The sequence below is a fragment of the Janthinobacterium algoris genome, from assembly GCF_051380935.1.
Lineage (GTDB): Bacteria > Pseudomonadota > Gammaproteobacteria > Burkholderiales > Burkholderiaceae_D > Janthinobacterium.
In genome coordinates, this window is the sequence record NZ_JBNYXZ010000037.1 from 2,894 (window position 1) to 10,634 (window position 7,741).

Annotated in this window: 5 protein-coding genes and 1 pseudogene; all 6 read right to left on the reverse strand. The window is 59.4% G+C overall.

Annotation, left to right across the window (positions count from 1 at the left end; all coding sequences use genetic code 11):
* Positions 1–745 (reverse strand): hypothetical protein (locus tag ACQ4W7_RS28940; protein ID WP_436535161.1); only part of this gene is annotated, 745 nt, incomplete at its 3' end.
* Positions 746–963: 218 nt separating this feature from the next.
* Entirely contained in the window at positions 964–1,695 is a 732-nt protein-coding gene (locus ACQ4W7_RS28945; RefSeq protein WP_436535163.1) for a hypothetical protein, read from the reverse strand.
* Complete coding sequence (locus tag ACQ4W7_RS28950) at positions 1,695–2,048, reverse strand: hypothetical protein (RefSeq protein ID WP_436535165.1); 354 nt, start codon at positions 2,046–2,048, stop codon at positions 1,695–1,697. The genes ACQ4W7_RS28945 and ACQ4W7_RS28950 overlap by 1 nt, the downstream gene beginning before the upstream one ends.
* Positions 2,049–2,184: 136 nt before the next feature.
* Positions 2,185–3,756 carry a hypothetical protein gene (locus ACQ4W7_RS28955; RefSeq protein ID WP_436535167.1) on the reverse strand — a complete coding sequence of 524 codons (1,572 nt, stop codon included), beginning with the start codon at positions 3,754–3,756 and terminating at the stop codon, positions 2,185–2,187.
* Positions 3,753–5,222: a hypothetical protein gene (locus ACQ4W7_RS28960; RefSeq protein ID WP_436535169.1), complete on the reverse strand. Its 1,470-nt coding sequence runs from the start codon at positions 5,220–5,222 to the stop codon at positions 3,753–3,755. Before ACQ4W7_RS28960 ends, ACQ4W7_RS28955 begins: the two co-directional genes overlap by 4 nt.
* A pseudogene (locus tag ACQ4W7_RS28965) lies at positions 5,219–7,741 on the reverse strand (hypothetical protein); the annotation flags it as partial. The pseudogene ACQ4W7_RS28965 and the gene ACQ4W7_RS28960, both read right to left, overlap by 4 nt.

Consider the following 7,741-nt stretch of genomic DNA (forward strand, 5'->3'; position numbering starts at 1 on the left):
GTGGGTCCGGGTTTTCCGGGAACAAGCTGAACAACATGCCCCGGTCTTTGCCGTTCTCGCGCAGGATGCGCATGAAGCGTGCGCGGTCCGTTGGCGTCAGGTGCACCAGGTTGATGCTCAGCTTGTCGCTGGTCGGGCGAATCTGTGTCTTGAGGTCACCAGCGCCCGTGCGGTAATCTTCGCTGGCATCCTGCAGCTGCAGCTGAGCGCCGTACTCGGCGTTGTGTTCCGGCGACCAGTAATTGCCCACCACCAGCCGCGATATCTCCAGGTAGCCCTCCGGACTTTGCGGCGCCGACACCTCGATCACCAGGCGTCGCACGCGCACGGGCGCGAACCAGACGACGCCATCGGCTCCGCCGCCACGCGCCCAAGTGTTCGCACCACCCCACTTGTAAGCGTTCCAACCCAGCGGCAGCACGCCCCAGGGATAGGAGCCATGCACGGCAGCCGGGCATGGGAAGATGCTGCCTGTATCGAGCACCGGTACGGCGTCGCCTGGCTGGGCGTAGCAGCGAACGCGCATGCGAGCGCTGCTGGTCATGTTGGTGAAGATCAGCGCCACGCAGGCAATGGACTCCTGTGTTGGCCAAGTAGCAGTGATGGTTTGCGCAGTGCCGACGGCGCGCAGCACCGCTGACTTGGCATCGCGCTGCAGGTTGGCCGGGCCAAGCGCACCGGCCTGACTCGATGCGGTCAGCACCGCGCGGTCAGCGGCGTTGTCGGAAATTATTCGTAGATTCACCATTCTGCTTAATAATCCTTGGCGTTAATAGTGATATATGGCGACATTGGAATTGACACTGGCAGCGCCACCAACTGACACTCAATTTCACTGGAAATTATGAAAAAATTTCTATTTGGTGCTTGTTGCAATTGACATCCGGATGCGCCGATCAACCATGGACTACGGAAGATGAGGCACGATTCAAACTAGGCAGGCACAACTATTATAATTTTGCTTTACGTTCCGGTTACGTCGAAAATCAAAAAACCGTAGGGGCTAAAATTACTTGGTGGTGCTCCAGCACCGTATAAGGAATTAACCCATAAATTTGTCTTAAAAGCCACAGTTTCTGCGTTGGGAGTCCATGCACAAGGAACAGCCGTGGTAGCGTAGTAATCATATCCACCATTTGGGTTTTCCGAGATTAAGTACACAAAATTTACCCAACACGTAGAACCTGTTTGTGCCACTGCTACTTGCTTCCCTGAGTATGTGAATGTCCTTCCTGTATCCATTTGCTCATTTGTAGTCCAGATTGCAGCATCAGGCATAGTACCCGTAAAGTTATTTAAATACGTAGCGTACTGAAAAGACGAATCAAAAATTAACACACCACTGGCATCAAAAACTTGGAATCCTGCTGTGCTGCCTAATGTAGTACTGGCAGTATCGTATATCCAGTATTCTAAAGTGGCACCTGCTGCATTGTTTACAAAATATTCGTAAGTCACCGATCCATTATTTACAGCGCTTACATTAGTGTAAACAGGGTAAGGACAACGAATTGCCACAATTGCCGTTAAGCTAGATACAGTTAGTGTGTTGTACATCCAATTCGTACCTAAATTGGTAGGGTTCTTAGCGTTAAGCTGGATGATTCCTTTTCGTATAAATTGCAGGTTAATAAAAGATTCGTCGATTTGCAGTACCACCCCATCATCACGATAAACCTGAAGTCCTGCTGTCATTAATATGCTCCCCAACGAATATAAATATTATTGACTTGCGGAGTTGAAGTCATTGTTCCATAGTCATAACGGAAGGTGTTTCCTGTCACTGTCAGGGTTGGGGCACCCCAATCCATCAATTCCCCGATATTTCTAGCAGTGGAGACAAAATTCCATTGCCGTCCAATATTGGTGGGAATAGTAGGTACAGTAAATTGAATAAAGTAATCTCGATATGCCCCGCCACTACCAGAGGCTGTACTCTGTAAATCTGCATGTGTGAGCAGACGACTACCCACAATACGACAAAGCTGTGTATTTGTGTCCAGTTGAATAGACCCATCTGCTCTAAATACTTGAAGACCAACCGGCATTACCACCTCCCAAAACGTACGCACAACTCGGTGCCGTTCAATTCGTCAGATGCTTCGCGCATCCGTATGCTATTGCCATCCATTTCAGTGCGCGGGCCATCTGTCACTTTCCATAGCTGCAATCCACAAGGCATTGTCACCACACTCCCAATCTGACAATTAAATTGCCTGCAGCGTTGTAAATGCGGATACCGTTGCTGTCGTATTCCGTCCGCTGGCCACTCGTGGCACTGCGAATCAAACCGAACGTGCCCGTTGCCGCCCTCAATTCACCCTCGAAGGTTCCCTTGGCGCCTGACAGCTTTCCTGAAAAGGAGGCATTGCCGTTTTCTATCAACAATCCAGGCATTGCCACATATCCACCGCTGCCCAACTCAACGTAGCCGCCAGTTGCAGGGTTGCCAAGCAGCAGGCCTCGCTCGCTCAGGTGAAAGCCAATGCCGCCGTTACTCGGCCAGCCATAGGCATTTCCGGGATAGCCAGCACCGCCGTGCAGCGTCGCGCCGTACAGGTCGCCCGCTGTTACATTTCCCAGATTGGCTGAAAGCGCAGATAGTTTGTCTACTGCCAGCGATTTCGCCGCCACCGATCCATCCACCAGCAAATTCCCATTCAGCACCGTGCCCAGTACCAGCCATGCGCCGTTATCAAAATACTTCGTCACCGCTTGCGTAGCGTCGTAGAGCGTCACCACGTCGCGGTTGATCGGCGCGCCGTAGCCTGCACGCCCCAGCTCGTACACGGCCGAAGCATCCGACCAGGTGGAATAGCCGGGCGCCGTCACGGTGACGGTGCCGCGTTGGCCAGTGGCGCCATCGGCAGCCAGGCGCGCAGCAGCGGCCCATTCTCCAGGCTGGATATCGTCGGTGGCAGTGCGTGCAGCCGCTGTTGCACCCGAGGTGAACAGATAGGCGCCGCCAGCTGTCGGCACCTGAGCCGACCAGCCGTTGTTCAGGCCCACCAGTGCGCCCGTGGCAAAGGTGAGCGTGCATGCCGCGCTCGGCAGCGCTGGCGCAATATTGGTGGCGCCACGCTGGTAGATGCGCACGGGCGCCACGTTCAAGCCATCAGTGCCGTCCTTGGCCAGTTGCACAGCCCCCGCCCACTCATTGGCGGCGATATTGTCCGTGGCATTGCGCGAACTGGCGGCAGCCACGCGCACGTACAGCGGCGCCGTGCCGGCCGGAATATTCTTCGACCAGCCGTTGGCCAAGTCGTTACCGGCCGGCGTCGTGATGGCGGCCATGGCGAAGGTAAAGATCACGTCACCCGGCGAATCAGCAGGTGCTGCCGCCGCGCGCTTGTAGGCGAAGGCCTGGCCTGTGTTCAAGCCGGCCAGGCCCGTCTCACCGGCAACGCCGTCGAAGACCTTGCTGATCATGTAGTTGCCGACGTAATCGACGCCGAATTCGCGGATGCGCGCCTGCACCAGGGCGGTGTCGGTGGTCATGGTGGCAAAATCGACCGTGGCCACGTTGCCGTTGACGGTCAGCTGCGTACCGGCAGAGACCGAAAATACGATATCGCCCACCACGTTCACCGGCTTGGCAGTAATGGCAATCGAGCCAGGAGCGCCGGCGCCGGCACTGTTCACACGAAACACTGGCGTGCTGCCAGCCAGCAGAATCGCCTTGCCGTCTGCCGTCGTGCTGAAGCGCTCCGCCGTGGCCTGCAGCAGCTTGTCACGGGCGCCGCCGATGGCCGTCATACCAGCACTCCCACCGTCACGCGCCCAGCCAGCCATTGGTGCGACAGCAGCACCACCACACCAGACACGCCGGCCTGCAGGCCGAAGCGGTCATCGCGCAGCAGCACGGGCTGCCCCAGTTCCAACATCATCATCTCAGGCTCTCCGTCAAATTCATAAATCGTGCGCTGCACCTTGTTCAGGGCAAGGCGCCGCTGAGCTTCCGCTTGCGCGTCTGCGTTGGTTTTGAGGCAAGTGTCGATTTGCGGCGGGTCGTCCGTCAGCCGGTAACGCGCCTTTACCGCGGCATCGACAGCGGTTTCCGTCAGCCATTCCGTTGCATACAGGTCGGCATGCGCCGGCGGGATGCTCGTGGTCAGGCTGGCCTGCACCGTGTAATTGCGGTCGAACGCAATTTTGACGGCCGCCACTACCGGCAAGCGCTGCACGACGCGAAGCGAGTCCACGCGCATTTTTTCCGGGCCAATCGGCACCGGCACGCCGACGGCCGGCAATGCGATCTGCACCAGGCGCAGCTGGCCGGTGCGTGACATCAGCGCCTGGGCGCCTACGCTGGCCGCCAGTTGCTGGATGGCTTGCGCCTGGTTCGTCCGGTCCGCGACGTACAGGCCCACCAGCTGCGGGTGGGCGGCATCGAAGGCGGACAGGTTGTCAAGATCGAGGTCGGCGAGGGTGAAACGATCCGATGCCTTGCCATAGGCGGTGGCGATGCGTTGCACCAGCGGCGCGATGCGCGGCGCATAGCCGCCGCCCTTGTCGCCCTGCACGCTGACCGTGATCGTGGTGGAAAACGGATCGGTGGTCAGGTTGAAGCGCCCCGCCTGGTCATTCAAAGCCACGGCAATCGGCTTGCCGTTGGTGCGTACCTCGAAACTCGACTCGACGGCACCCAGGAAGCCATACTCCAGCGTGGCGGGATTGGTCAGCAGCGGCGTGACGTTGTGGCACTCGCCGAATGGGATCGGCAGGGTTGCATCCTTGTTTGGCGAGACGCCACCCAGCTTCGCCTCGGTGATCGGGGTATCCAGGCGCTGCAGCTTGTCGCGTAGCGACAGGTTGATCGATTCGCGCGCGGAACTGCCGATATCGGCGACGATGCCGTCAAAAATCAGGCGGAAGTCGCTGCGCGGCCATGCTGGATCACCGGCCCATGCCTTGATGGGCCGGTTGCGCCAGACGTCGGCGAGCCAGCCATCGAGCGCGCCATCGCCGTTGTCGAGCTCGATATCGCCGCCCGATAGGCCAGCCTCGCCGGTCAGGCTGACCTGCTCGGTGAAGGCCAGGCCGCCAGTGGCCAGCGGCAAGTACTCGACGTTGGGCGGGAAGTCGGCCGGGCCGGTGACATACGGCCAGGACGAGATAAACCGCGTCACTTCGACGCCCGCCACATTCACCTGCACCTCAATCAGCACCATGCGGGTGGCCGACGAGCTTTGCAACCACGCCAAAAATTGCGCATCAGTCATTCGGAATACTCCACTTTTTTCGCCCAGGCAGATGCCTTGGCGGATTTATCGACACCAGCCACGACCGTCTGGGCCGCTTTGTCGTTCGATTCAACGGTGGCCTGGATGGTGGCGCCGGTCTGCTTGGCCTGATCGGCGCGCAAGCCCTTGATCTCGACTGTTTGGGCATCCAGCCGGGCGTTCAAGGCGCGGATTTCAGCGACCAATGCGTCGGAACCAACATTCGAGCCAGCCGAATAGCGCATGGCGTCAAAAACCACTGGTGCCGGGGCGCTAGAAAAAGCGACTGGCGCAGCAACGGCTGGCGCATTGGTAAATGCCACACCCAGCCCGCTAGCCGTTCCCATCGCCGCATGCAGGTTGGCGATGGCTTGCGCCACCGTCAGCACGCTGTCGTTGATGGTGATCAGGCCTGACACCTGTGCCTTGAGGGCATCCAGGCTGGCCTGCTGCACATCGACCTGGGCCGAGGCCCATTTCAGCGCCTCGTTGTTGGCAGCCAGCACGCGGGCGTAATCTGCTGCGTAGCGGGCGTCCGACGCATTGACCACCTGGGAAGCCGTCAGGAAGGCCTGCTCGGCAGCCGACAGACCGGACTGCGCCGTCGTGTCGCCGGCATTGGCCGCCGCCAGGGTTTTCTCGAACTGGGCGCGCGCTTCGGCGTACTTTTGCTCAGGTGTCAGCGTCGACTGGGCGCCCAGTGCCATGCTGGCGTTCAGGCCGTTGAGCGTGGTCACCCACGACTTCGATTTATCCAGCGCCGTCTGGGCCGCTGCCGCCTCTCTGTCGTAGGCCTTGCCCAGTGCGTCCTTGGCCGAGACCACCGCTTTGGCGGCCTGCACCTGGTCGAACAGCGCGCGGTTGACGGCGGCAATGCCGGAGCGCTGGATTGTCAGCAGTTCCGTTTCGCTTTTCGTCAATTCGTTGAGCTGCTGCTGTAGGTCGAGACGCTCGCTGGCGATCTCGCTGGCTGTTTTTGCCACTGCGGCAAAGTCGCCAGTTGCCGCCGCCAGCTCGGCTGCGTAATCTGCTGCTTTCTTGAATGGCTCGGCGATGGCGATCAGCTGCGCATACATGGCCTGGCCTGCTGCTGTGTTCAAATCCTGCGCCAGCACCAGCGCCTTGAATTGCTCGCTCGTCGTCACGCCGGATTGCCCCATCGCCGCCATGGCGCTGCGCACCGACTTGCTGATCGGCGCCATGCGCTCGGCTTCGGTCAAGAAATTTTCGACGAAGAAGCCGGTACCGCTGGTCAGCTTGTCAAGGCCGCCGGCCGCCGCGATCAGGCTTTCGCTCAGCGCCACAGCGCCCAGGCCTGTGGTATTGAAGGACTTGCCCAGCACAGCCAGCACGTCGGACACCTGCATGTAGTCGTTGGTGACACGCACCAGCGTTTCCAGGTAACCCTCGCCCACGGCCTGATATTCCTGCAGGCCAGCCACGCCAAACTTGGCCATGTCGTCTCCGAGCTTGGAGAACGCCGTTTCCAGCGCTTTCTGCTGCTCTTCGCCGGACAGGCCCTTCAAGCTGATCTTGCCCAGATCGATTACAAACGAATTAAGCCGAGCGTTGAATGCTGCACCGCCCATGCCCAACGCATCGGCAGCATTGCGGATGGTCTGCCCCATGCTGCTGATGATCATGGTGAACTGGTTATTCATTTCCCCCGATAGCGCGGCGGTTCGTGTGCTGTCCTTGTCCTTATAGGTGATACCGAATGCCTTTTTCTTCGTGTTGACATCGGCATAGGCCTGGGCCGTGAAGCCTAGTGCATCGACATTCCCCAATGACATGGCTTTTCCGGTAATGCCTTGGTCCTTGATTGATGTCGATGTACCGAACAACTTCGACACGACACCTCCGAGCACGGATCCAAGCACTGCGCCAATGGCAAGGCCAAGCGGACCACCAATGGCCGCCATGCCCATCCCCAGATACGTTCCGAGTGCAGCACCGCCGACACCGCCGGCTACCGCGCCGGTAACAGTGCCCAGGGTTCCACCAAGCACCTTCGTACCGGTTTGCACGCCAGCAGCTGCGCCGCCACCTTCGGCAACGACGCCGGAGCGCGCCAGCAGGCTGGACAAATTGCCAATGCCGGACACCATCTTCCTCAGCGACGAATCCATAGAAATGGTGTGCGCCAGGCCCAGGCCGGAGTTTTTCTCCATGATGGCCAGGCTGTGCGCGATGGATTCCGATTTCGCGGACGAGTCGCCCAGCACTGAGCCGGTACCGTTTGCAGCTTGGCGCTGTTCCGCGGTGCTGACACTGCCACCGCCCACCCCACCCAACATCTTGGCGCCGATGGCTACCACTGCCGCCAACGTCGCGGCGCCTGCCGCCAGGTTCAGCGGAAATGGCAGCGAGGCCAAGGCCTTCACCACGGCCGTGATGCCCCAGGCACTGGCCTCGGTTGCGGCCAGGCCGGTCGACGCCGCCGTGGTGGCCGCCTCGCCGGTCAACTTGGCGCCGTTCAAGGCCAAGTTGGCTGTAACTTCAGTTTCTTTGAAGAATAT